This is a genomic window from Duganella sp. 1224 (assembly GCF_013408245.1).
In the GTDB taxonomy this organism is placed as follows: Bacteria; Pseudomonadota; Gammaproteobacteria; order Burkholderiales; family Burkholderiaceae_D; genus Rugamonas.
The window spans coordinates 1,836,137-1,855,900 of sequence record NZ_JACBYS010000001.1; the positions used below are offsets into that span (position 1 = coordinate 1,836,137).

22 protein-coding genes are annotated in these 19,764 nt (G+C 63.6%); 4 read left to right on the forward strand and 18 right to left on the reverse strand.

Annotated elements, in window-relative coordinates; genetic code table 11:
- Nucleotide 1: 1 nt before the first annotated feature.
- Together pgeF and FHW58_RS08110 are read right to left on the reverse strand one after the other, a co-directional pair.
- Nucleotides 2-790, reverse strand: coding sequence for a peptidoglycan editing factor PgeF (gene pgeF, locus FHW58_RS08105; protein WP_179672529.1), 789 nt, complete (start codon nucleotides 788-790; stop codon nucleotides 2-4).
- On the reverse strand, nucleotides 790-1,812 hold the full coding sequence (locus FHW58_RS08110) for an RluA family pseudouridine synthase (RefSeq protein ID WP_218892645.1): 1,023 nt from the start codon (nucleotides 1,810-1,812) through the stop codon (nucleotides 790-792). Before FHW58_RS08110 ends, pgeF begins: the two co-directional genes overlap by 1 nt.
- An 87-nt stretch (nucleotides 1,813-1,899) precedes the next feature.
- Here FHW58_RS08110 and FHW58_RS08115 point away from each other — a divergent pair, with 87 nt between their 5' ends.
- Complete coding sequence (locus FHW58_RS08115) at nucleotides 1,900-2,715, forward strand: outer membrane protein assembly factor BamD (protein ID WP_179672531.1); 816 nt, start codon at nucleotides 1,900-1,902, stop codon at nucleotides 2,713-2,715.
- Between the two features lie 94 nt (nucleotides 2,716-2,809).
- On the opposite strand, the gene yaaA is transcribed toward FHW58_RS08115, so the two are convergent.
- Nucleotides 2,810-3,580 (reverse strand): peroxide stress protein YaaA, encoded by a 771-nt coding sequence (gene yaaA, locus FHW58_RS08120; protein WP_179672532.1) that lies wholly within the window; start codon nucleotides 3,578-3,580, stop codon nucleotides 2,810-2,812.
- Between the two features lie 36 nt (nucleotides 3,581-3,616).
- Here yaaA and FHW58_RS08125 point away from each other — a divergent pair, with 36 nt between their 5' ends.
- Genes FHW58_RS08125 through FHW58_RS08135 form a run of 3 tightly spaced genes read left to right on the forward strand, consistent with a single transcriptional unit; the run spans nucleotide 3,617 to nucleotide 6,241 of the window.
- Complete coding sequence (locus FHW58_RS08125) at nucleotides 3,617-4,051, forward strand: putative toxin-antitoxin system toxin component, PIN family (protein WP_179672533.1); 435 nt, start codon at nucleotides 3,617-3,619, stop codon at nucleotides 4,049-4,051.
- A gap of 26 nt (nucleotides 4,052-4,077) precedes the next feature.
- Nucleotides 4,078-5,256, forward strand: a complete 1,179-nt coding sequence (locus FHW58_RS08130) for a pyridoxal phosphate-dependent aminotransferase (RefSeq protein WP_179672534.1) — start codon at nucleotides 4,078-4,080, stop codon at nucleotides 5,254-5,256.
- Between the two features lie 13 nt (nucleotides 5,257-5,269).
- A complete protein-coding gene (locus FHW58_RS08135) occupies nucleotides 5,270-6,241 on the forward strand; it encodes an HD-GYP domain-containing protein (RefSeq protein WP_179672535.1) in 972 nt (323 codons plus the stop codon).
- Nucleotides 6,242-6,271: 30 nt separating this feature from the next.
- Here the strand turns inward: FHW58_RS08135 and FHW58_RS08140 are convergent, their stop codons facing one another.
- The 15 genes from FHW58_RS08140 to FHW58_RS08210 form a co-directional block, all read right to left on the reverse strand.
- A complete protein-coding gene (locus FHW58_RS08140) occupies nucleotides 6,272-7,537 on the reverse strand; it encodes a tetratricopeptide repeat protein (RefSeq protein WP_179672536.1) in 1,266 nt (421 codons plus the stop codon).
- On the reverse strand, nucleotides 7,534-8,427 hold the full coding sequence (locus FHW58_RS08145; RefSeq protein WP_179672537.1) for an ExeA family protein: 894 nt from the start codon (nucleotides 8,425-8,427) through the stop codon (nucleotides 7,534-7,536). Before FHW58_RS08145 ends, FHW58_RS08140 begins: the two co-directional genes overlap by 4 nt.
- Nucleotides 8,428-8,429: 2 nt before the next feature.
- Complete coding sequence (gene mshL, locus FHW58_RS08150) at nucleotides 8,430-10,193, reverse strand: pilus (MSHA type) biogenesis protein MshL (RefSeq protein WP_179672538.1); 1,764 nt, start codon at nucleotides 10,191-10,193, stop codon at nucleotides 8,430-8,432.
- 15 nt (nucleotides 10,194-10,208) lie between these two features.
- Nucleotides 10,209-10,556, reverse strand: coding sequence for an MSHA biogenesis protein MshK (locus FHW58_RS08155; protein ID WP_179672539.1), 348 nt, complete (start codon nucleotides 10,554-10,556; stop codon nucleotides 10,209-10,211).
- On the reverse strand, nucleotides 10,553-11,293 hold the full coding sequence (locus tag FHW58_RS08160) for a hypothetical protein (RefSeq protein ID WP_179672540.1): 741 nt from the start codon (nucleotides 11,291-11,293) through the stop codon (nucleotides 10,553-10,555). The genes FHW58_RS08155 and FHW58_RS08160 overlap by 4 nt, the downstream gene beginning before the upstream one ends.
- Nucleotides 11,290-11,970, reverse strand: coding sequence for a hypothetical protein (locus FHW58_RS08165; protein ID WP_179672541.1), 681 nt, complete (start codon nucleotides 11,968-11,970; stop codon nucleotides 11,290-11,292). The genes FHW58_RS08160 and FHW58_RS08165 overlap by 4 nt, the downstream gene beginning before the upstream one ends.
- Nucleotides 11,967-12,911 carry an agglutinin biogenesis protein MshI gene (locus FHW58_RS08170; RefSeq protein WP_179672542.1) on the reverse strand — a complete coding sequence of 315 codons (945 nt, stop codon included), beginning with the start codon at nucleotides 12,909-12,911 and terminating at the stop codon, nucleotides 11,967-11,969. Before FHW58_RS08170 ends, FHW58_RS08165 begins: the two co-directional genes overlap by 4 nt.
- A gap of 118 nt (nucleotides 12,912-13,029) precedes the next feature.
- Nucleotides 13,030-13,527: an agglutinin biogenesis protein MshP gene (locus FHW58_RS08175; RefSeq protein ID WP_179672543.1), complete on the reverse strand. Its 498-nt coding sequence runs from the start codon at nucleotides 13,525-13,527 to the stop codon at nucleotides 13,030-13,032.
- Nucleotides 13,524-14,462: a type II secretion system protein J gene (locus FHW58_RS08180; protein WP_179672544.1), complete on the reverse strand. Its 939-nt coding sequence runs from the start codon at nucleotides 14,460-14,462 to the stop codon at nucleotides 13,524-13,526. Before FHW58_RS08180 ends, FHW58_RS08175 begins: the two co-directional genes overlap by 4 nt.
- A complete protein-coding gene (locus FHW58_RS08185) occupies nucleotides 14,459-15,109 on the reverse strand; it encodes a type II secretion system protein (protein WP_179672545.1) in 651 nt (216 codons plus the stop codon). The genes FHW58_RS08180 and FHW58_RS08185 overlap by 4 nt, the downstream gene beginning before the upstream one ends.
- Nucleotides 15,099-15,722: a prepilin-type N-terminal cleavage/methylation domain-containing protein gene (locus FHW58_RS08190; RefSeq protein ID WP_179672546.1), complete on the reverse strand. Its 624-nt coding sequence runs from the start codon at nucleotides 15,720-15,722 to the stop codon at nucleotides 15,099-15,101. The genes FHW58_RS08185 and FHW58_RS08190 overlap by 11 nt, the downstream gene beginning before the upstream one ends.
- Nucleotides 15,722-16,258 (reverse strand): type II secretion system protein, encoded by a 537-nt coding sequence (locus FHW58_RS27785; RefSeq protein WP_179672547.1) that lies wholly within the window; start codon nucleotides 16,256-16,258, stop codon nucleotides 15,722-15,724. The genes FHW58_RS08190 and FHW58_RS27785 overlap by 1 nt, the downstream gene beginning before the upstream one ends.
- Nucleotides 16,259-16,297: 39 nt before the next feature.
- Entirely contained in the window at nucleotides 16,298-16,816 is a 519-nt protein-coding gene (locus FHW58_RS08200) for a type II secretion system protein (protein WP_179672548.1), read from the reverse strand.
- 10 nt (nucleotides 16,817-16,826) lie between these two features.
- Complete coding sequence (locus FHW58_RS08205) at nucleotides 16,827-18,053, reverse strand: type II secretion system F family protein (RefSeq protein WP_179672549.1); 1,227 nt, start codon at nucleotides 18,051-18,053, stop codon at nucleotides 16,827-16,829.
- 3 nt (nucleotides 18,054-18,056) lie between these two features.
- Nucleotides 18,057-19,763, reverse strand: coding sequence for a GspE/PulE family protein (locus tag FHW58_RS08210; protein ID WP_179672550.1), 1,707 nt, complete (start codon nucleotides 19,761-19,763; stop codon nucleotides 18,057-18,059).
- Nucleotide 19,764 lies beyond the last annotated feature (1 nt).

A 19,764-nucleotide genomic window follows, 5' to 3' on the forward strand; every position in this document is an offset into this window, starting at 1 on the left:
TTCATTTGAGCCAGATCAAGGTGGCCTGGCGGCCGGTGACGCCGTCCCGGCGGTAGGAATAGAAGCGGCCGGAATTGGAGACAGTGCAGAACTCGCCGCCATGCACCTCGGCCACGCCGGCCCGGTGCAGCAGATAACGCGCCAGGGCGTAGATGTCGGCCAGGTACTTGCCCGGCTTGTCCTCGACGACGCTGAACGCGGCTTCCACGTGGCGCGTGCCGGAGGCGTCGCGCGCGCCTTGCAGGAAAGCCTGCCGGACGTCCGGCCCGACCTCGAAGCGGTACTGGCCGATGGCCGGCCCCATCCACGCGGTCAGTTCGCCGGCGCCGGCCGCGCGCATCGCTTCCACGGTATTTTCCAGCACACCGGCGGCCAGCCCGCGCCAGCCGGCATGGGCGGCGGCCACGGTCTTGCCCTGTTTGTCGGCAAACAACACCGGCAGGCAGTCGGCGGTCATGATCACGCACACCTTGCCGGGCGTGGTGGACAGGCTGGCGTCCGCCTCCGGCACCTGTTGCGGGCCGACCTCGGCCACGTCAACCACCGTGGTGCCGTGCACCTGCGACAGCCACACCGGCTCGTCCGGCAGCATGGCGCGCAGGATGGCGCGGTTGCGGGCGACGTTGTGCGGCAGGTCGCCGACGTGGGTGCCAAGGTTGAGGCCGCCGGCGCCCATGCCGTCGTCATACGGCGCCGGACTGACGCCTCCGCGCCGCGTGGTCGACAGCGCGCCCACGTTGTCTGGCAAGCCCGGCCAGTGCGGGAACAACCACTGCTGCTGTATAGACATCAAATCTGTTCCGGTTCCTCGATGCCGGCCCGTGCCAGCAATTCGGCAAAGTCTTCGGCCAACGGCACCAGCCACTCGCAGGCCTCGCCGGTGGCCGGATGGGTCAGGCCCAGGCGGCGTGCCTGCAGCGCCTGGCGCGGGAAATAGTCGGCCAGGTGCTGCTTGCCGTACACCGTGTCGCCCACCAGCGGGAAGCCGATCGACATCATGTGCACGCGGATCTGGTGGGTGCGGCCGGTTTCCAGGCGGCACTGCACCAGGCTGACGGGACGGCCCTCGCCCAGCTTGCCGCTGGCGAGCAGCTGGTAGTGGGTGATGGCCGGCTTGGAGCCCATGCCGGTCGACACCGCCATCTTGATGCGGTCGCGCGGGTGACGGCCCATCGCCGCATCAATAGTACCGCTAATCCGCGGCGTGCCCCACACCAAAGCGAAATACTCGCGCTTGACGGTGCGCGCGGCCAGCTGGCGCACCAGGTCGGTCTGCGCGGCCAGCGTCTTGCCGACCACCATCAGGCCGCTGGTGTCCTTGTCCAGGCGGTGGACGATGCCGGCGCGCGGCACGCCGGCCAGTTGCGGGCAATGGTGCAGCAGGCCGTTGAGCAGCGTGCCGGACCAGTTGCCGGCGCCCGGATGCACCACCAGGCCGGCCGGTTTGTTGATGACGATCAGGTGGTCATCTTCAAAAACTATGTTAAGGTCGATCGGTTCCGGCTTAAAAGCCTCGTCTTCCGGCTCCGGTTGGGGCAGAATGATGACCTTCTCGTCGCCGTAGACGGTGTCCTTGGTACTTTTGGCCGGCTTGCCGTCCACCGTCACGAAACCGTCGGTGATCCAGGTCTGCAGGCGGCCGCGGGAGAATTGCGGCACCAGGCCGGAGATGACCTTGTCCAGCCGCTGGCCGCAGTGTTCGGGGGCCAGTTGCAGTTCGATCGGCGCCAGGCCGTCGTCCTCGTCGCCGAAATCGGCGTCGTTGGCCAGCAACTCGGCGTCGGCATCGTGTTCGGAGGAAGATTCGGCCAAATTCGGCTTTGCGTTTAATATCACGGTAATCCTATCGGCTATAATTAGCCTCGTAAAACTTTGGTTAAACAGTTTCTTGCAAAAGATATGCAAAAAAAATTATCGGTAGTTGCGGCAACGGTTGTTCTGCTTGGTTTGTCCGGTTGCGGCCTTTTCTCTGAAAAGATCGACGAAACAAAAGGTTGGAGCGCATCGAAATTATACTCGGAGGCGAACGAAGAACTGGAAGGCCAGCACTACGAGCGCGCAATTCAGTTGTTTGAGAAGCTGGAATCGAGCTATCCGTTCGGCACCTACGCCCAGCAGGCGCAGATGAATATCGCCTACGCCTACTACAAATCGCAGGACCAGGCGCAGGCGCTGGCGGCGGTCGAGCGCTTTATCAAGCTGCACCCGAACCACGCCAACGTCGATTATATGTACTACCTGCGCGGCCTGATCAACTTCAACGACCAGGTCAGCTTCCTGAACTTTATCTACGAGCAGGACGCCACCGAGCGCGACCCGAAAGCCACGCGCGAAGCGTACGCGGCTTTCAAGGAGCTGGTGACCAAGTTCCCGAATAGCAAGTATACGCCGGATTCGCTGGACCGCATGCGCTATCTGCTGAACGCGATGGCGTCGTACGAGATTCACGTGGCACGCTACTACTACCGTCGCGGCGCCTACCTGGCCGCCGCCAACCGCGCGATGGGCATCATGAGCGACTTCCGCGACACGCCGGCGATCGAGGAAGCGCTGTTCATCATGATCCGCAGCTACGACAAGCTGGGCATGACCGAGCTGAAGAACGACACCGAGCGCGTGTTCAAGCTCAACTACCCGAACTCCAAGTTCCTGGACGAAGGCAAGAAAGCCGAGCGCCACTGGTGGAGGTTCTGGAGCTCCAACGCCTCGATGTAACCCCACCCCGCAGTCATTCCGGCGCAGGCCGGAATCCATAGAACGCGTCACAACACGCTCAGCATGGATTCCGGCTTGCGCCGGAATGACGCGTTCAGGCCTCCAGCTTGCGGCGGAAAATCCAGGTCTTCTCGTCAGACGCGTCCGGCACAAAGCGATAGCCATCGACGTCGAACTTTTTCAACTTCTGCGGATCGGTGATGCCCTTGACGGCCGCGTAGCGCGCCATCAGGCCACGCGCGCGCTTGGCGTAGAACGAGATGATCTTGTACTTGCCGTTCTTGAAGTCCTCGAACAGCGGCGTCAGCACCGGCAGCCCCAGCGCCTTCGGCTTCACCGATTTAAAGTACTCCTCGGACGCCAGGTTAACCAGCGTCTCCGCCCCCTGCTCGCGCGCCGTCTGGTTCAGCGCGTTGGCGATGGTGTCGCCCCAGAAATCGTACAGGCTCTTGCCGCGCGCCGTGGTCAGGCGCGTGCCCATCTCCAGCCGGTGCGGATGGATCAGGTCCAGCGGCCGCAGCATGCCGTACAGGCCGGAAAGAATGCGGATGCGCGCTTGCGCGTAATCCAGTTGCTTGGGCGCCAGCGTGCGCGCGTCCAGCCCGTCGTAGACATCGCCGTTGAAGGTCATCACCGCCTGGCGGGCGTCGCGGGTATCCTTGGTCCAGCTCGCATAGCGGGCGACGTTCAGCGCGGACAGGTTATCGGACAGGTCCATCAGCTCACCCAGCTCGGCCGGCGAAAATTCGCGCAGGCGGTGGATCAGTTGTTCGGAGTGATCGAGAAACGACGGTTCGGTGTGCAGCGTGGTGGTCGGTGGCGTCTCCAGGTCGAGACTTTTTGCCGGGGAAAGCACTATCAGCATAAGATTCCAAAATACATTGTTACGTAACTAGCCTACATGATACCTGTTCCAAAGAAAGTCGTTATCGACACCAACGTTTGCCTCGACCTGTTCGTGTTCAACGACCCGCGCTGGGCCAAGCTGGTGGACGCCATCGAACGCGGCGAGATCGAAGCCGTGACCCGCGCCGATTGCCGCGACGAATACCACATCGTGCTGCACTACAAGCACCTGCCGCTGGACGACGACAGCCGCCCGCTGGCCGCCGCCCGCTTTGACGCCATGATCAAGGTGGTGGCGCCGCCCGACAACGGCATCAAGCTGCCGGTGTGCAGCGACAAGGCCGATCAGAAATTCCTCGAAATCGCCCGCGACGCCGGCGCCGAGGTGCTGATTACCAAGGACAAGGCGCTGCTGAAACTGGCCCGCCGCCTGGCCCGCGAAGGCATGTTCAAGGTGATGCAACCGGAAAAGTGGATTGCGCTAGAATAGGTCATCCATCACCTCTTCCGCCGCCCATGAACAGCCGTAATGATCCGCCGATGACGCCGTCCCTGACCACCCGCCTGCCGGCGGTGGGCACCACCGTTTTCACCCGCATGTCGCAACTGGCGGCGCAGGCCGGCGCGGTCAACCTTGGCCAGGGCTTCCCGGATTTTGGCTGCGACCGCGGCCTGATCACCGCCGTCAACGACGCCATGCAGGCGGACTTCAACCAGTACCCGATGATGAGCGGCGCGCCGGTGCTGCGCCAGGCCATCGTCGCCAAGATCGCCGCGCTGTACGGGCATGAATACCACGTCGACAGCGAAATCACCGTCACCGCCGGCGCCACCCAGGCGCTGACCACGGCGATTTTCTGCTGCGTCCACCCAGGCGACGAGGTCATCGTCATCGAGCCGGTGTACGACAGCTATGTACCGGCGATTACGCTGGCCGGCGGCGTGGCGGTGCCGGTGGAAATGGAAGTCGGCGCCGCCGGCTACACCGTACCGTGGGACAAGGTAGCCGCCGCCGTCAGCGGCAAAACGCGCCTGATCATCATCAACACGCCGCACAATCCCACCAGCACCGTGCTGCGCGCAGCCGACCTGCAAGCGCTGGCCGACATCGTGCGCGGCACCGACGTGCTGATCCTGTCGGACGAGGTGTACGAACACATGGTCTACGACGGCCACCCGCACGAATCGGTCAGCCGCTACCCGGAACTGGCGGCGCGCGCCTTCGTGGTGTCCAGCTTCGGCAAGACCTACCACGTCACCGGCTGGAAGATCGGCTACGTGGCCGCGCCGGCCGCGCTGATGGCCGAATTCCGCAAGGTGCACCAGTACAACGTCTTCAGCGTCAACACGCCGATGCAGCATGGCATCGCCAGCTACATGACCGATCCCCGGCCATACACGGAACTGCCGGCGTTTTACCAGCGCAAGCGCGACCTGTTCCGCGACGGCCTGAAAAATTCGCGTTTTGAGTTGCTGCCAGCCGACGGTACCTACTTCCAGTGCGTGCGCTACGATAAAATCTCCACACTGACGGAAGCCGCGTTCGCCGAGTGGCTGACCACCGAGATCAAGGTGGCGGCCATTCCCGTGTCGGCGTTTTACCAGCAGGGCAAGGAATCGGGCATCGTGCGCTTCTGCTTTGCCAAACAAGATGAGACGCTGGCGCTCGCCCTGGAGCGGCTGGCCACAGTTTAAGATCGGATCGACCATGACCGGGATGACTCACCTGGAACCGCCGCTGCTGGCGGAAGCGACGCCGTCGGTGCTGCACCAGCTCAATCTGTGCAACCGCCGGCTGGAGCGCCTGCTGCACAACCTGCGCAACGAGCACAACGCGGAGGCCGAGGTGCGCGACATCGCGCGCGACGTCATCCGCGCGGTCGACATCAACCCGGACGTGGCGCTGGCCTGCATCTTCCTCAGCCAGATCAACGGCATGTACGCGGTGCGCCACTGCATCGAAACCGCCGTGGTGACGGTGGTGATCGCCCGCAGCATGGGCATGGGCACCGGCCACACGCTGACCGTGACCGCCGCCGCGCTGACCATGAACGTCGGCATGCTGCGCCATCACGAGGGCTTCCAGAACAAGAACGCGCCGCTCAGCAAGGAAGAGATGGCCATCGTGCGCCGCCATCCGGAGGAAAGCGCCGACATGCTGCGCTGCGTCGGCGTCGATGACGATGACTGGATTTCGTGCGTGCTGATGCATCACGAGAACGACGAGGGCAGCGGCTATCCGGCCGGCCTGGCCAGCCCGGAGGTGACGCTCAACGCCAAGCTGCTGAGTTTTGCCGACCGCTACTGCGCGCAGGTGTCGGCCCGCAACTACCGCAAGTCCATCCTGCCCAGCCTGGCGCTGCGCAACCTGATCGAGGACAGGGAGGCGCCGGTCGACGCGCAACTGGCCGCTTGCTTCCAGCGCGAGCTGGGCGACTTTCCGCCGGGCTGCCTGGTGCGGCTGGAGGGCGGCGAGATCGGCGTGGTCAGCCGCCGCCAGGGCTGCAGCAGCGGCCTGCAGATCCATTACCTGCGCGACGCCAGCGGCGCGCTGCTGTCGCCGGCGCAACCGCGCTGCCTCGGCGACGGCCCGCTGCCCATCGCCGAGGGCCTGAGCGAGGACCAGGCCTCGACCCGCTTCAGCATGAAGCAGATCTGGGGCGCCCAGGCCAGCCTGTGACCGGCGTTGCCGGCGCCCTCCCGCCGCGACTTAGCGCGACAGTTGCTCGATCTTTTTGTCGACGAAGGCCTTCAGTTCGGGCGTGAGGCCGGCGCTGCCGCGCGCGCGGGTGTAGGCTTCGCGCGCTTCCGGCAGGTGCTGGTCGGCTTGCAGCGAGATGCCCAGTCCCATCCACCAGATGCCGTTGGAGGGCGCGATGGCCAGCGCGTCGCGGTAGTGCTGGGCGGCTTCGGCGTGGCGCTGTTCGCGTTGCAGCACGCCGGCCAGGAAAGCCTGGTAGTCGGCGTTGCCGGTGGCGTATGGCAGGGTTTTCAGCAGCGTGTCCAGCGCCGGGCCGCCTTTTTCCAGTTGCAGGCGGGCCAGCACCATGGCCAGGCCGGGCTGGCGTGGTTCGATGCCCAGCGCCAGCCGCAGTTGGCGGATGGCGTCGTCGGTGCGGCGGTTTTCCAACAGCAGGCTGACGTAGGTTTGGCGCGCGGCGTCGTTGCGCGGGTCGACTTCGACCGCTTTGTCGAGATCGGCCAGGGCGGCGCTGACGCGGCCTTCCTGCAGCGCCACCAGGGCGCGGCGGTAGCTATTTTCCGACATCTGCTTGGGCGTCAGTTCGCGCACGACTACACCGTCTGCAGGAGAAGCGCCAGTGGCTGCGGTGCCGCGCGCGGCTTTGCGCGCCGGTTTGACGACTGGTGCGGCTGCGGTCGTTTCCGCCGGCGCCTCGCCAGCATCAGCTGCGGCGGAACGCATGTCAGCACGCGTCCGCCTGGCGTTCGCAGCGACCGGCGCACCGGCGGAGAGCGCATCCGAGACTGGCGCCGCACCATGCATGGCAGCCTGCCCGTCGTCGTGCGGCATTCCTGCTTTGGCGGCGGATAGCGCATCGGCGCGCGGCGCTCCGTCCTTCGCTGCGGGCGACGCGTCGGTGTGCGGCGCAGCGGGCTTGGCGGCGGCCAACGCTGCGACCTCGCCCTGCGCGCCCGCCTGAGCGACCGGGGCGGCGGCGGACGATAGCGCGGCGGCCGATGCCGGCGGTTCCTGGAAGCGCGGTTTATCCGGAATCCGGTTATCCTGCACAATCGGCACCGGCCCGGCCGGCGCGCGATGGGCCTGCCAGTAGCGCCAGCCGAACCATCCACCGGCCGCCACCACCAGCACCCCCGCCACCGCGCCGCCGATCACCAGCGGCCGGCGATCGCGCTCGCCGGACGGCACCGATTTCACCTCCGGCTGCTGCACAGCCGATGCCGCGCCGCCGCCGCGCGCGTCCAGGTCCTGCAACATTTTATTAATCAGGCTCATTTGGTCAGCGCCCAGGTCAGGCCGCAAGCGGCGATCAGCAAGCTTACACCAGCCGCCATCCAGGGCCAGCGCAATCGGCCGCCCGACGACACCGTATCGCTGGCCGCCAGGCTGACATGACGCCGCGTCACCTGCTGCTTGCCCTCGCCAAAGCACAGCATCAGCGACTTGTTCGCCATGATGTTGACCAGCCGCGGAATGCCGCCGCTGGCCTTGTACAGCCGCGAAATCGCCGCCCGGTTGAACAGCCGTCCGCCGGTATAGCCGGCCACGCGCAACCGGTGCGCGATGTAATACTCGATATCATCCCGCGACAGCGGCCCCAGGTGATAGTGGAAGGTGATGCGCTGCGCCAGCTGGCGTATCGACGTCGCCTGCAGATGCTGATTCAGCTCCGGCTGTCCGAACAGAATGATCTGCAACAGCTTGCGCTTCTCGGTTTCCAGATTGGTCAGCAGCCGCAGCGCCTCCAGGCTCTCGGTCGGAATCGCCTGCGCCTCGTCCAGCAACAGCAGCACCTGCTTGCCCTCGCGCGCCAGATCCATCAACCGCTGCGTGATCGACTTCAGCAGCTGGTGCTGATCGACATCCTTCTCCAGCGCCACCTCCAGCTCATCGGCCAGCGCCAGCATCAGCGTGCGCGGCTCCAGGTACGGATTGGGAATATACGCCGTCACGAACTCCGGCCCCACCGTGGCGATGAACTTGCGGCACAGCAGCGTCTTGCCGGTGCCCACCTCGCCGGTGATCTTGATGAAGCCCTCACCGCTCTTGGCCGCCACCAGCAAGGTATTCAGCGCCTCCTGCGAATGCGGGCTGGTGAAGAAATAGCTGGTGTCCGGCGTGATGCTGAACGGCGCCTCGCGCAGGCCGAAGTGTTTGCTGTACATGATTAACGTCCCCTGCCCCGGCCCGGATCCAGTTCTTTCAGGCGGCGGCCGCTGTCCAGCAGATCCTGATTCCAGTCGGACGAGGTCTCGACGATGGTCGGCTTGATCAACACCACCAGCTCGCGCTTCTGCAGCACCTCGCTCTTGCTGCCGAACAGCGCGCCCAGCACCGGCACCTTGTTGGCGCCCGGCACGCCGGAATTATCGGTGGTCGTGGCCTGACGCATCAGGCCGCCGATGGCCACCACCTGGCCGTTCTGGCCGCGCACCATGCTATCCATCTCCGACGTCGACGACGACGCCAGCGGCAACGTGAAGTTGCCCAGCGAACCGAGGTTCAGGCCCTTGTTGACGGTCGACACCTGGCTGACCGACGGGTGCACGTGCAGGATGATGTTGCCATCCTCATCGATCTGCGGCGTCACATCCAGCACCACGCCGGAGAAGAACGGTTGCAGCGTCAGGCTCGGCGTGGTGACGCCGGTGCCGGTGCCGCTGGTGGTCGTGGTGGTGCTGACGCCGGTGACAAAGAACTCGTCCGTGCCGATCTTCAGCAGCGCTTTCTGGTTGTTCAGCGTGGCGATACGCGGGCTGGACAGCACATGCACCGTGCCCTGTCCCTCCAGGAAGGAAATCAGCGCGGCGAAATTACTGGTCTGGAACGCCAAGCCGAACAGCGAGCCGACCGCGTCGCCGGCGGCGCCAATGCTGCTGCCCGGCGACGCGGTGATGCCGCCCGAGCCGCTGCTCAACGGCGTGCCCAGCGGCCCGAGCGTGGTGCCCGGCTGCAGGGTGCCGGCCGAGAAGCGGTTGTTGCCACCCGCCGCGAACTTGCCGAACGCCGCCCAGTTGACGCCGCTCTGGTAATTGCTGTTCAGCTCCACTTCCAGAATCTTGGCCTCCAAAATCACCTGGCGGTCGACCGAAATCTGCGTCGCCTTCAGGTACATGTCGACGTTGCGCAGCTCGTCCGGCATGGCGCGGATCACGATCACACCGGACTGCGGGCTGATGGTCACGCTGCGGCCCTCCTTGGCGGTGTCGACCAGCGCCTCCAGCGCCGTCTTCAGCTCCAGCCAGAAATCGCTTTCCGACGTGGTGGACACATTGGCCGAGTCGCGCTGCTGCTGCGTGCCGCCGTTGGGATTGTTCGGATCGCTGCCGCCGTTATTGCCGCCGTTGTTGTTATTGTTGTTGCCGTTGTTGTTCTGGCCGCCGCTATTGCTGGTGCCGGCACTGGCGACCGAGGTCGACGACACGCGCAGGCTGGACTGCCCCTTGCGCTTGGCCGTCAGATAGTTGATCTTGAACATCTTGGTCTGCATGGTCAGCGGACGGATGTAGATGCGCGTGCCCTCCACCTTGTAATCGTAGCCGTACAGCTCGCGGATCGCATCCAGCGCCTCGAACAGCGTCACATCCTTGAGGTTGGCGGTGACGGTGCCGGTCACTTCCGGATTGATCAGCATGTTGTAGCGGGTGCCGGCCACGATGGAATTGTAGAACTGCTGCACCGGCACATTGTTGAACGACACATTGAAGCGCTCCTCCAGCACCGCGCGCGCCTTCGGCAGCTGGTCGGCCATCTGCGACACCGGCGGCAGCAAGGCGCTGGCCACCGCATCGGTCTGGCCCACAACGGCCGGCTTGGCGGCGGCCGCGTTGACCTCGTTGCTGATCTTGTCGTAGGTGTCGCGCGTGGACGGCGTCTGGCAGCCGCTGAGCAGCAGCGCGGTCACGACAGCGAGGGTGAGGATTTTTTGCATATGCGTTCTTCGCGTTTAATGAGCGGGCTTCTTGCCCTCGTCCGGGAACAAGGTCAGCACTTGCTTGTTGCGGCCGTTTTGCAGCACCACGGAATTCTTGTTGACCTGCACCAGCGTGGCGCCCTTGAACTTCTCGCCCCTGCGGATGGTCTGGCCGTCGATCACCGCCACCTGCCGGCCGTGCGAGCCGATCAGCACCGACTGCAGTTGCGGGCCGGTATAGACCGGGACATCGCTGACGCTGGCTGGCAGCAGGCGCGACTCCGGCGGCGGCTGGGTCGGATCGGTCAGCGTCTGCGCGCCGGCGGCAAACAGCAGCAGCGACAACGCGACGCCGGCGCCCAGCTTCATCAGGCGGTTCATAGTTTCATCCATTTCTGATCCAGGCTCAGCGTGTACAGGGTCAGCGTCAGGCGCGAATTCGGATACTGCTGCGCGTCCAGGCTGGCCTTGCCCCAGAACAGCTGTACCGGCAGCGCCTCCAGCGCGGCCATGTAATTGACCATGTCCACATAACCACCTTGCACGACGATTTCCACGCCATGGCGGTACAGCAACTCGTGCGGCTTGGCCGCCGCTGGCTGGCCGGCCGGCGCCGCAGCGGCAGCCGCTGCCGGCGCTGGCGTCTGGGCCGGCGCAGCCGCCGCTGGCTTGGCCGCCTCGTTCAGGCCGGTCACCGGCAGCGTCTTCATCGAAATCAGTTTCAGCTTGCCGTTGCCGCGCAACAGATGCTCCAGCAGCGGCGCGATCTTGTCCGGCGCCACCAGGCCTTTTTGCACCGCCATCAGGCTGGTGCTGGTGGCGTCGATCTGGTTACGCACCTTGGCCAGCTGCTCGCGGATCCCCGCATCCGGATCCACCTTGAAGCCCTGCGCCTTGGCGACGATTTCCATATCGATGCCAGCGATCTGGTTCTGCTGCTGCTTGATCTGCAGGCGCAGCGCCTTCTGCTTGTTCAGCAACGGCTCGGCCGACACCGTGTAGATCAGGAACAGGATGGCGGCCACCACCGCCGAGAACACCATGGAGCGTTCGCGCAGCGTCATCGCATCCAGCCTGGTGCTCAGCTTAATCCATTGTTGCAACAGTTGCTGCTTCATTTGGCCGTCTCCTGCGCCGGAGTCGATTGCAGGCTGAACTCCACGAACGGCGCGGACGATGGCGCCGCTGACGCCACCGTCGCCGCTGCCGGCGCGGCGCTCGCGGTGGTGCTCGCAGCCGGCGCCGCATCCGGCCGGCCGATATCCAGGCTGGCGAAACTCTTGCCGTGCATGACGCGCTCGCCGGTCAGGCGCGCGATGTAATTCGGGATCAGCGTCGCCTGCATGGCCCTGCCCTGCACGCCGATATCATTGCCGGCGCCATTGATGGTCACGCCGGTCAGCCACAAACCGCTGACGTTCTGGCGCGACAACGCGCGGAAGTACTCGGCATAGCCATTCGTGTTGCCCAGCGCGCCGCCCTGCAACACCGCCGACACATCATTCAGCGCCTTCAGCTCGGCCTGCGCGTCCGCCAGTTCGGCCGCCAGGCGCGGATCGCTGGCGCGCGGCGCGAACTGCTGGCCGGCCTTGACCAGACGCTGCTCGCGCACCGCCAGCATGGCCTTGCCCTCGTCCGCCTCGCGCTGCAGCTCGGCTACCTGGCGCGACGCGTACCAGTCCAGCAGCAAGGCGCCGGCCACGATGACGCCCAGCGCCTCGGCCATCGGCAAGGCGGTGAAAATCTTCTTCTGCTTGAGGAAGATGGGATTGAACAGATTGATCTGCTGGCTCACAGCCGCACCTCCTCGTGCCGCAGGGCCGCGCCCAGCGGCAGGAAGAAACGCCGCTGCTGTTCTACGTCCTGCAATGCCGGCACCTTGCCGAGGTCGAACACGTCCTCCAGCCCCATCGCCTCCACCGGCATGTACAGGTTGCCGGTGAGGTGCTCGTGCAAGCCTTCGGCGCCGGTCGGCGCCAGCAACAGCTTCAGCACGTTCACAAACGAGAACTGGCGGTCGAAGTGATCCAGCGAGCGCTGCAGCTCCAGCGTGATCTTGTCGAAGTGGCTTTGCTGGCGGATCGAATCGCGCTCCAGCAACTGCTCCAGCGTCACATCAATGCGGCGCGACAGGTACAGCTCGGCCTTGTAGGTAATGGTCAGCAAGCCGCCGTCGGCGTCGAAGGACAGCATGGCCAGGCCGCGGCCCTCGGTCTCCAGCAGCGCCGAGATGTTCCGTTGTGCCATCTCCGGGATATCGATCACGGTCAGGTCCAGCGCGGCTTCGCTGAACAGCGTCTGGCGCGACTGGATCAGCGCGTTGCGCGCGGCGATGGCAAACATCGAATGGCCGCGCGCAGCGGCATTGCTGTCGACCGGAATGTCCAGCACATCGATGGTGGCGTCGTCGATGTGGAAGTCGAGCATATCCTTCAAGCGCCAGCGCACGGCGGTTTTCAACTCGTCCTGCGGCACGTTGGGGGCGTCCACCATCAGCAACTGATACTCGCCGCCGCTGAGCATGGTGCCGCTGTAGTAGCTGCCGGCCTTCAGATCCTTGTTCAGGCGCTCCAGCGCCTCGGGCGAAAAGCTGCTGTCGGCCGGATAGAAGGCCGCCACCTCGACAATAGCCTTGGCGTCGCGCACACGCTGCACGCGCGCGGCGCAAATGCCGTCCTTTTGGAACGTGACGGTCAGCCAGCCATCGGTCTTTTTCGCTCTTTTAAAGAAACCCATATCTCAATACACGAGGTTTACGCGCTAGATGCTTGATTATATTCAACTTACCAGACAATTCATGCCCAAATTGACAACACTTCTGTAAAAACAGCCACATTTCCCCACAGATGCGACACTAAAGCTGCGCCGTGACCCGGCGCTGCACATAATCCGGCCCCGGCGCGGCATTGGGGCAGAACCCGTCCGCTCCCGGCTGGCTGCACGCGGTGGACTCGATGAAGACGTGAAACGCAGTTGCATCATTCGGCCCGCCACCGGCGATGCCGCTTACCCCTTGGTCACAAGTCACGCGCACCGTCACCCGGAACGCCGACAGCGTCGCACCCGGGACGGTAATGTTGACGGGCGGCGGACTAGTCGGATTACATCCCAGCGCCGTCGAAGGCTGCGGGGGCTGCTGTGTCTGCAGCGCCTGGTATAACGCCCACTCGATCCCGGAACGCGCGGCCAGGTAGGCGCGCGTGCCTTGCAAGTCCTTGGCTGACGCATCCTGTTGCGTGGTCGTCAGCGAGACGATGGCCACCACCAGTCCGGCCACCACCACCAGCAGAAAGATCGCCGTCACGATGGCGATACCGGCCGATTGGCCGCGCCTGAATATCGATGGCTTCATGGTGTGTTATCCACGTGAATTTGCTGGGCCAATGTGACCGTCTCCAGATCGGTGGCGGCCGCGCCCGGCTTGGGCCGCGCCAGCGCAATGCCCAGACCGACCAGCGCTGCCTGGCGGTTGGCCAGGGCGGTAACGGAAAAGTTGCAGCCCACAACGTTATCAGCCATCAGCGTCATCTTGACTTGCTGTGCCGGCAGCAAATTGAGGCTGCCCGGATCGACCTGGTTGGCCCGAAGACCGTAGTTCGAATAGCGCATTAACCGTCCGCGGCCAGTCGACGGGTCGTTCACGCAGGCGAAAGTGACTGGCTGGTTTGCCACAATAAAGCGCTTGCTGGCGGGCGGATTGACGACGCCGGGAAAGGGGTTGCTCACCAGTGTCACAACCTTGCCGTCAAACGCACTGACGACGGCGACATTTCTAGCGAGGTTGCCGCTCCCATCGGTTGCGTAGGCGTCGCCGTTGACGTTGAGGAAGCCCGTGCCGAAATTGCTGAGGATGATGTAATCGCCTGGCGCGATGGCGGATTGCGGCTGCGCCGACGCAATCGGACCGACTACTTCAAACTGGTTAGAAGTGATGCTGGGGTCAAAGTTCAGCGATTGATGCGGCGGTGACGCGGGCGCCGCCCCATCGTCCTGGGCGAGGTAGCGGCCGCCAGCGTGGCTCGGGATGAATTCCAGGAAAGAAGTGTTGCCGGACGCCGTAAAGCGGATGCTGTTGGGCACCGCGGTACGAATTTCGCGCGCCATGCGTCGCAGGGCAATGTCGGCCACATCGGTCAACTCGGCGCGGGCGGCGGTGTCGACATAGCTGCTCACCGGATTGCGGATGAACACCACCATGATGCCGGCCAAAATGCCGGTGAGCACCATGACGACAATCGCCTCGACCAGCGTAAAGCCGCGCGCGCGCGTGACGGTAGGCGCCATCATCGCGCCCCCGGCGCATAGCGCGTACGATAGCTTTCCAGCACGATTGACTGGCCAGGCGCGTACGTGGTGGTGATGGTGATGTGCAGTATGCGCACGTTGTCGTAGTTGTTGTTGGCGTAGCTGGAACTCAAATTGCCCAGCGTGGCCACCGGGTCCAGCGTCAGTGTGGTGACGATGCCCTCCAGCCCGCTCTTGCCTAGCGTACCGCCAACCGCACTGGCGCCCAGCGGGTTGCCGGCAACATCGACATCGACCGCATTGCCGCCAATCGTCGCCTGGAAAGCACGGTAAGGCGTCCCCACCTGGTTAGGGTTAGGGATGTAATCGTTGATGTTATCAAACGGACGATTGAGGTTGCCGGTCTCCGGGCCGAAGTCTTCCGGTACATTCGCGCAGTCGGCTTTAACGGTGGCGTTGGCGGCATTGGAATCACCAGGATCGCAGGCTGTAAACTGCGCCTGCATCACCTCTTCCATGTAGGCCTCGGCAATCAGCATCGCCTGCTTGCGGCGTACCGGGTCGACGCTGTTGCGGCTGGCCAGATTCAGCACCTGCACCAGCGCGGCGGCGGCGATGCCGACGATGACGATGAAAATCACCAGCTCGATGATAGTCAGGCCACGCTGGCGGCGGGCGTCACGGCGCATTTTGCACATATCCGGTTTCCGGCCAGATGCTCAGGCGGGCGGTGTTGGTGCCGCTGCTGAAGGTCAACGTCATGGCCGGCAGGTTCGCCATCGGCACACCGGCCTGTTGGTCATTCGTTGATGTCATTGGCGTGCCATTGCGATTGTATGGGCGCCCCAGGCCATCGAAGGAAAAGAAACCGCCATTGCCCAGTTCCGGACGCGTCGCCTCGGCGGCCACGGCCACGTTGGCCGGACGGCCGATGCACATCCATTGCGCGGCGTAGGCATTGCCCTGCTGGCAGTATTGTTTGGTGGCGGTGCTGCCGTTGTTGCTGCCGCCCGGTGCGACGATCATGCCGTTGACGTCGCAGGCGGCATTGGAGCACACGGCAAAGCTGTTACCGTCCGAACGGACGAAGATTGAGCGGTTCTGCGCGATGGCCATTTTTTGCGCGTAGCGGAGCAAGCTGCGGACCTGATCGGCATACGCGCGGTTCTCGAACGCCGTGTTGTCAAAGAACCGGGCGGCGCCGATGGCGCCCAGGATGCCGACCACCACAATCACCGTGACCAGCTCCACAATCGTGAAGCCGTCCGCCCGCTGGCGGCTGGCTACGCCGCCCGATCGCATCAGTTGTTGCAGTTGATAGCGTTCGGCAGCGCCACAGTCGGTGGCGTCACCACATTATTGGCCGAGGTCGCAGCGGTGTACAGCACGTAACAGGTCAGGCCTGCGGCATTGGCTGACACACTTTGCGGCTGCACAAGCAGACTGCCGGCGGGAACGCCCGGACGGTTCGCGGTCGCTGCGGCATTCGCTGCCGAACCTACAGTAACGAAATAGTCAGGTGCATTAATCCCGGCTGCGGCTGTCGTGTTCGCGTCTGCGCCAGGATAGCCATTGGTATTCGTAATGGTCACGCCTTCGTTGACAAACGGACCATTCGGGTTAATCAGAAACTGACCATGCATCATCGACACCGTGGTATTCAAAGCGCCACGGGCAGCGTTCAGCGACGCCGCGCGTGCGTCCCCCCCCATATTGGCAAACCTGGGCAACGCAGTCGCGGCCAGAATACCCAGAATAACGATCACCACTATCAGTTCGATCAGGGTGAAACCGCCTTGGGCGCGTTGACGGGATGCGATGCTCGCTTGCTTGTTCATTACACTCTCCAAATCGTCGAAAAATTTGCGCGGATTGCGCTAGTCCTTCACTTGCTCAAAGGCCACACCTGCGGATTCGGGTGCGCCTGACGGCTTGGCGGGGCTATGGGGCAACCGGAGCAATTTTACCTTGAATTTCAAACGTTTCGTTTGGGCATCTTCAAAAGATTTTCCGAAATTTAACAAATAAATCAGACTTTTATCGGTGCGATCAAAGCACCAATTCCCCTCGCCGATGTCGTCGTCGCTTGGACTGAAAAACTCCCCTGCATAATTGACAGGTTTATTTTTTAACAAATTCAGCGGATTTTCTTCGGTCAACAACGTTAAATCATTGCTGCGTCCCAGCAATTTTGATTGCGTAGCCTTAATTTCTAAGGCGGCACGTACATTGGCCACTGTCATTTGCACCGCCACGCGCTCGGCCTCGCCCTGATAGAACCACAGCCGTTGCAACAGCAATCCCATCAAAATCCCTACCACAAGGATAGCCACCGCGAACTCCAATAAACTTGCGCCGCGTTGTTTTCCAGTCACAAGCATTGTCAAAAAAGCCATGATTTCACAATCAATGATGCAAGGCAGCCTTGCCCAGGTCCCAGATCGGCAAGAAGATGCCCAGCGCCAGAATCAGCACCATAACTCCCAGGAATACAATCAAAATAGGCTCGATCTGCGAGGACAATGTTTTTAATTCGTAGTCCACCTCGCGCTCGTACATCTGGGCGATTTCGTCCATGAGTTCGTCGATGGAGCCGCTCTCCTCGCCCACCGCGATCATTTGCAACACGATCGGCGTGAACACGTTGGTGGCGGTGGCCGTGCGCAGAATGCTTTCGCCACGCTCCACGCCGTCGCGCATCTGTTCCACGCGCGCCGTCAGGTAGGCGTTATCAACCGTCTGCGCCACCACCGACAGTGCCTGCACAATCGGCACCCCGCTGCGGCTGGATAAAGAAAAGCTGCGGGCAAACCGCGCCAGCGTGGCCTTCAGAATGATCTTGCCGGCCACCGGAATCTTCAGCTTGATCTTGTCCCACTGATAGAGTCCCTTGGCCGTACCCACCCACATGCGGAAACCCCACACGGATGCCGCCACCGCCACCGCCAGCACCGGCCAGTAGCGTACCGAGAAGTTGGACGTGGCAATCAAAATCCGCGTCATCAGCGGCAGCTCGGCGTTAAATTTGGAGAACACGCCCACGAACGCGGGAATCACGAAGATATTGACCACCACCATCGCGGCAATCATGGCAAACACCACGAAGCTCGGATAGCGCATCGCCGTCTTGACGCGCTCGCGCATGTCGCGGTCGAACTCCAGGTGGTCGAACAGGCGCAGGAACACTTCCTCCAGACGGCCGGTCATCTCCCCCACCCGCACCATCGACAGGTAAAACGGCGTGAACACGTCCGGATGACGGCGCATGGCGGATGACAACTCGCGGCCCGAGTCCAGCGACTCGCGCAAATCCTTGATCACCTTGCCAAACGATTTGCTGACCGCCGACTCCTGCAAGCCGGCCAGCCCGCGCATGATCGGCACCCCCGACTTGAGCAACGTATACATCTGCCGGCTGAACAGCTGCACGTCCATCGACGTGACCTTTTTCTCCAGCAGCTTGGCCCACCAGGTTTCGCCATCGGCGGTCTTGCGGGTAGTGACGTTGATCTCGATCGGCGTCACGCCCGTATTAAAGAGCTGGTCGGCCACGGCGCCGCTGTCGGCCGCCTCCAGCACGCCTTGCATCAGCTCGCCGCGCGCGTTGCGGCCCTTGTAGGCAAAGAATGGCACGGCTTAGTCCTCGACCTGGTTGCTGATGCGCATGGCTTCCGAAATCGTGGTCCGTCCCTGAACGACCAGCTGGACGGCGTGGCGGCGCAGCGTTTCGCCAGCCATCTGCTGCTGCGCGACCTTGAGGAAGTTGGACGGGTCGGGATCGTTGGCGGCGTCCACCACCGAGCGCGTCATTTCCAGCAGTTCGTAGACGCCGGTGCGGCCGCGATAGCCCATGCCGTTGCAGTGCGAGCAGCCTTTGCCGTGGAAGTAGCGCGCCTTGTCGACCTTGTCGTTCAGTTCCAGGCTCAGCCATTCACGCTCGGTCGGCGTCGGCTCGTACGGCGTGGTGCAGCTTTCGCAAATCACCCGCACCAGGCGCTGCGCCAGCACTGCCTGCAACGACGAGCCGACCATGTAGCGCGGCACGCCCATGTCCATCAGGCGCAGCGGCGTGCTGACGGCGTCGTTGGTGTGCAGCGTCGACAGCACCAGGTGGCCGGTCATGGCGGCGCGCAGGCCGATGGCGGCGGTTTCCTGGTCGCGCATCTCGCCGACCAGCACGATGTCCGGGTCTTGCCGCAGCGCCGAGCGCAGCACGCGGGCGAAGTTGAGGTCGATCTTGTCGTTGACCTGCACCTGGTTGATGCCGGCCAGCCGGTATTCCACCGGGTCTTCAACCGTGATCAGCTTTTTCTCGACCGAGTTCAGCTCCGACAGCGCGCAATACAAGGTGGTGGTCTTGCCGGAACCGGTCGGCCCGGTCACCAGCACCAGCCCATTCGGGCGCTGGACGATGGCGCGGAACTTTTCCAGCAGGCCGCGCGGCATGCCGATGGCGTCCAGCTTCAGCTGGGTGCCGCCCTGGTTCAGCAGACGCATCACCACCGATTCGCCGTACTGGGTCGGCATGGTGGAGATACGCACGTCGATGCGCTGGTTTTTCACGCGCACGGCGAAGCGGCCGTCCTGCGGCAGGCGTTTTTCCGAAATGTCGAGGTCGGACATCAGCTTCAGGCGCAGCGCCAGCGACGGCGCGATCTTGATGTCGGCCTCGGTTTGCAGGTGCAGCACGCCGTCGATGCGGAAGCGGATCTGCAGCCGGCCTTCCTGCGGTTCGATGTGGATGTCGGACGCGCGCACCTGCGCCGCGTCCTCGAACACCGATTGCAGCAGCTTGACCACCGGCGCTTCTTCAACGTTGGGATTGGCCGCGGCCAGCGCGCCAAAGTCCACCGAGACGTCGCCGACGTCCTGCTCCAGCTCGCGCGCCAGGTCGGAAATGTCCTCGGTGCGGCGGTAGATGCGGTCGATGGCCGCCATCACCTCGGTTTCGTTGACCACCGCCAGCGAGATATCCTGGCGCACGATGCGGGCGATTTCGTCGTAGGCGAACAGGTCGGTCGGGTCGGACATGCCGACCAGCAGCGAGCCATGGCGGTCTTCCAGCACCAGCGCGCGGAAGCGCCGCGCCTGGGTTTCCGGCAGCAGCCGGACAATCTCCGGATTGATGTTGAAGAATTTCAGGTTCAGGTACGGGATGTTGAGCTGCCGCGCCAGCGCGCCGGCGATCTGTTCCTCAGTAACATAGCCGTTCTCGACGAAGACGCGGCCCAGCTTGCGTCCGCTGCGCTTCTGATCGGCCAGCGCCAGGCCCAGCTGCTCCTCGGAGAGCAGTTTCTGCTGCACCAGAATTTCACCCAACCGTACTTTTTCTGGCCTGGACATG

Excerpts from the sequence above, each read along its gene's own strand:
- FHW58_RS08135 (WP_179672535.1), top strand. The coding sequence starts at position 5,270 with ATGACCGGGATGACTCACCTGGAACCGCCGCTGCTGGCGGAAGCGACG.
- FHW58_RS08155 (WP_179672539.1), bottom strand. The coding sequence starts at position 10,556 with ATGAACCGCCTGATGAAGCTGGGCGCCGGCGTCGCGTTGTCGCTGCTG.
- FHW58_RS08130 (WP_179672534.1), top strand. The coding sequence starts at position 4,078 with ATGAACAGCCGTAATGATCCGCCGATGACGCCGTCCCTGACCACCCGC.
- FHW58_RS08145 (WP_179672537.1), bottom strand. The coding sequence starts at position 8,427 with ATGTACAGCAAACACTTCGGCCTGCGCGAGGCGCCGTTCAGCATCACG.
- FHW58_RS08160 (WP_179672540.1), bottom strand. The coding sequence starts at position 11,293 with ATGAAGCAGCAACTGTTGCAACAATGGATTAAGCTGAGCACCAGGCTG.
- FHW58_RS27785 (WP_179672547.1), bottom strand. The coding sequence starts at position 16,258 with ATGAACAAGCAAGCGAGCATCGCATCCCGTCAACGCGCCCAAGGCGGT.
- mshL (WP_179672538.1), bottom strand. The coding sequence starts at position 10,193 with ATGCAAAAAATCCTCACCCTCGCTGTCGTGACCGCGCTGCTGCTCAGC.
- FHW58_RS08210 (WP_179672550.1), bottom strand. The coding sequence starts at position 19,763 with ATGTCCAGGCCAGAAAAAGTACGGTTGGGTGAAATTCTGGTGCAGCAG.
- FHW58_RS08185 (WP_179672545.1), bottom strand. The coding sequence starts at position 15,109 with ATGCGCCGTGACGCCCGCCGCCAGCGTGGCCTGACTATCATCGAGCTG.
- FHW58_RS08115 (WP_179672531.1), top strand. The coding sequence starts at position 1,900 with ATGCAAAAAAAATTATCGGTAGTTGCGGCAACGGTTGTTCTGCTTGGT.
- FHW58_RS08175 (WP_179672543.1), bottom strand. The coding sequence starts at position 13,527 with ATGAAGCCATCGATATTCAGGCGCGGCCAATCGGCCGGTATCGCCATC.
- FHW58_RS08200 (WP_179672548.1), bottom strand. The coding sequence starts at position 16,816 with ATGGCTTTTTTGACAATGCTTGTGACTGGAAAACAACGCGGCGCAAGT.
- FHW58_RS08190 (WP_179672546.1), bottom strand. The coding sequence starts at position 15,722 with ATGCGATCGGGCGGCGTAGCCAGCCGCCAGCGGGCGGACGGCTTCACG.
- pgeF (WP_179672529.1), bottom strand. The coding sequence starts at position 790 with ATGTCTATACAGCAGCAGTGGTTGTTCCCGCACTGGCCGGGCTTGCCA.
- FHW58_RS08170 (WP_179672542.1), bottom strand. The coding sequence starts at position 12,911 with ATGGGTTTCTTTAAAAGAGCGAAAAAGACCGATGGCTGGCTGACCGTC.
- FHW58_RS08125 (WP_179672533.1), top strand. The coding sequence starts at position 3,617 with ATGATACCTGTTCCAAAGAAAGTCGTTATCGACACCAACGTTTGCCTC.
- FHW58_RS08180 (WP_179672544.1), bottom strand. The coding sequence starts at position 14,462 with ATGATGGCGCCTACCGTCACGCGCGCGCGCGGCTTTACGCTGGTCGAG.
- FHW58_RS08140 (WP_179672536.1), bottom strand. The coding sequence starts at position 7,537 with ATGAGCCTGATTAATAAAATGTTGCAGGACCTGGACGCGCGCGGCGGC.
- yaaA (WP_179672532.1), bottom strand. The coding sequence starts at position 3,580 with ATGCTGATAGTGCTTTCCCCGGCAAAAAGTCTCGACCTGGAGACGCCA.